The organism is Mycobacterium sp. 1465703.0 (genome assembly GCF_001672975.1).
GTDB lineage: Bacteria > Actinomycetota > Actinomycetes > Mycobacteriales > Mycobacteriaceae > Mycobacterium.
Genome location: NZ_LZKU01000121.1, coordinates 1 through 2,261, shown reverse-complemented (window position 1 = coordinate 2,261; position 2,261 = coordinate 1). Strand labels below are relative to the sequence as shown.

At 64.7% G+C, this 2,261-nt stretch carries 4 protein-coding genes; 3 read left to right on the top strand and 1 reads right to left on the bottom strand.

The window, feature by feature from the left end; translation table 11 throughout:
- From A5625_RS10570 to A5625_RS10560, 3 genes are all read left to right on the top strand, one after another.
- On the top strand, positions 1–385 hold a 385-nt coding region (locus A5625_RS10570), incomplete at its 5' end, for a sigma-70 family RNA polymerase sigma factor (protein ID WP_156748110.1).
- A gap of 116 nt (positions 386–501) precedes the next feature.
- Positions 502–1,122 (top strand): hypothetical protein, encoded by a 621-nt coding sequence (locus tag A5625_RS10565; RefSeq protein ID WP_066992629.1) that lies wholly within the window; start codon positions 502–504, stop codon positions 1,120–1,122.
- A 15-nt stretch (positions 1,123–1,137) separates the two neighbouring features.
- The gene (locus tag A5625_RS10560) at positions 1,138–1,629 is read left to right on the top strand and encodes a DUF2231 domain-containing protein (protein WP_066992625.1); all 492 of its coding nucleotides are present in this window, start codon (positions 1,138–1,140) and stop codon (positions 1,627–1,629) included.
- A 147-nt stretch (positions 1,630–1,776) separates the two neighbouring features.
- Here A5625_RS10560 and A5625_RS10555 read toward each other — a convergent pair whose 3' ends face one another.
- Positions 1,777–2,256 (bottom strand): nitroreductase family deazaflavin-dependent oxidoreductase, encoded by a 480-nt coding sequence (locus tag A5625_RS10555; protein ID WP_066992632.1) that lies wholly within the window; start codon positions 2,254–2,256, stop codon positions 1,777–1,779.
- Positions 2,257–2,261: the final 5 nt, after the last annotated feature.

Below are 2,261 nucleotides of genomic sequence, written 5' to 3'. Positions count from 1 at the left end.
GCAGCTGGGGCGCGCACCCACCGCCGGTGAGCTCTCTCAGGTGCTTGAGGTACCGCGCGAAGAAATCGTCGAGTGCCTCGTCGCCGGCGACGCCTACCGGCTCGACTCCCTGGATGCACCGCTCGGCGCCGACGGTTCGGGAACGCCCCGCTCGGTGGCCGACTCGGTGGGCGACATCGATCCACAGATCGAGCACATCACCAATCGGGAGGCGCTCCGGGTCTTGGTGGCCACCCTCCCGGAACGGGAACGCGAGGTTTTGCGCATGCGGTTCTTCGAATCTATGACGCAAAGCCAGATCGCGGACCGTATCGGGGTTTCACAGATGCAGGTATCGCGCATCCTGGCAAACACGCTGAGCAGCCTGCGCGACCGACTCGAGTAACTCGGCTCACGCTCCCGGGCCGCTGCGCGACATCCCAAGCGGCGCAGCAATGTACTGTGCGATTCGACGGACAACCCGACTTGTCGCCAGAAAGACCTGGAAGGGAGCTCGATGCGATGAGGATGTCACGAACGCTGATCGCGGGCGTCGCAGCGACGACGGCACTCGCGGTGTCGGTGGCCGGCTGCGGCAACAACAAGCCGTCACCGTCGAAGTCGGCATCGGCAACCTCGGCCACCAGCAGCAACCCCACCCCGGCACCCGGGTCGTCGGTGCCGGCTCAGCCCAATGAGTACGCCAAGCTGCTCATTCAGCCGAGCGACATCAACGCACCGGTCCCCTTCACCGCCGCTCCCCCGACCAACAATCCCAACGGCCAGCCGGGAGTGGCGACCACCTTCAAAGACGACGACGGTAGCCACGAAATCAAGGTCACCATCCAGGTCTACGACGACCCCGAATCCGCTACCAACGCGTTGAACACCGCGAAGGGACAACAGGGGGGTGCAATCAAAGACCCGACCACCCAACCGTCGAACATCGGGACCGGCGGAACGACGCTGATGGGAAACAGACCGGACCGCAGCAACGGTGTGGTGATTCTGCTCTTCACCGAGGGCCGGGCGTTTGCCACGCTGGAGTTCGGCGGCCCCACCGACACGCTGGCCCCGCCGGATTTCGTCAACGACGTCGGCCAAAAGCAGGATGCGGCTATCAAAAAGGGTCTCGGCAGCTAGGAGCGGGGGGACTCTATGAACGTCATCAACGGCATGCCGGCTCACGCACTGCTGCTGCATTTCGTTTTGGTACTGGTGCCACTGACCGCACTGCTGGAGATCGTTTGCGGCCTATGGCCGGCGGCACGGCGCGGGCAACTGATGTGGCTCACGGTGATCCTGGCGGTGATCACCATGGTGTTGACGCCCATCACCATCAACGCCGGTGGATGGCTCTACGGCTTGCGCGCGAATCCCAGTCCCATCCTGCGCGAACACGCTGACCGGGGCAGCTTGATGACCTACTTCTCCGCCGCGCTGCTGGCGGCTGCCATCGCGCTCGTCGTCTTGCGGGTGATCGAACGCCGATCCGACAAGCGCCGCATCGCCGGCCAGATACTTGTCGCGATAGTGGTGTTGGCGGTGGGAACAGCGTCACTGGTGCAGATCTATCGCGTCGGCGATGCCGGTGCTCAATCGGTCTGGGGCAGCGAGATCGCGCGCCTGACACAAAAAAACGCGGGTTGACGAGCCGCCGCATACGGCAAAAGCCTGTTCGGACCGCGCGTGCGACGCCCGCCGAAGTAACTGGCGGGCGCTACCGACATTGTGCGACATGGGCGCTTGTGGTGCATTACCGTTTATGACCAAGCCCGCGGCTAGAAGTGGTTGTGCTCAACTGTAAGCCGGCGTGAGGAGAAACAGCCGAAATCGGCGGTGGCCGGCGCGATCCTGGGCGAGCCGGTAGTTCGGCCAGTATGCCAGCGCTTCGGCCCACGCCTCGTCGCGCTGCACACCGCCGAGCAGCTGCACCGTCGCCACGAAGCGATGGCGGCGTTTACGCACGGTGACCCGTTGCGCCGCTTTGAGATTCGCCGACCAGGCCGGGTGTCCCGGACGCCCCCAGTTTGATCCGACCAGCAGCAGGCCGCCGCGAAACGGGACGTACTGTACGGTCGCGCTTCGGGCAAGACCGGTCGTGCGGCCCGAGATGGTGATCCGCACGTTGGGTACGCCGGCCAGATCCAGAACACCGAACCGTCCACTCGTCAGGAACCGAAGCAGCGATTCGAGACCTTCCACGGCCGCACGACCGTTCAGGACCAGCAAGCGATAGGCCGTCGGGTTGCGGGCCAGTCGCTGCAGCGGATTCATGGGAC

Coding starts and splice junctions, on each gene's coding strand:
- A5625_RS10565 (WP_066992629.1), top strand. CDS start 502: ATGAGGATGTCACGAACGCTGATCGCGGGCGTCGCAGCGACGACGGCA.
- A5625_RS10560 (WP_066992625.1), top strand. CDS start 1,138: ATGAACGTCATCAACGGCATGCCGGCTCACGCACTGCTGCTGCATTTC.
- A5625_RS10555 (WP_066992632.1), bottom strand. CDS start 2,256: ATGAATCCGCTGCAGCGACTGGCCCGCAACCCGACGGCCTATCGCTTG.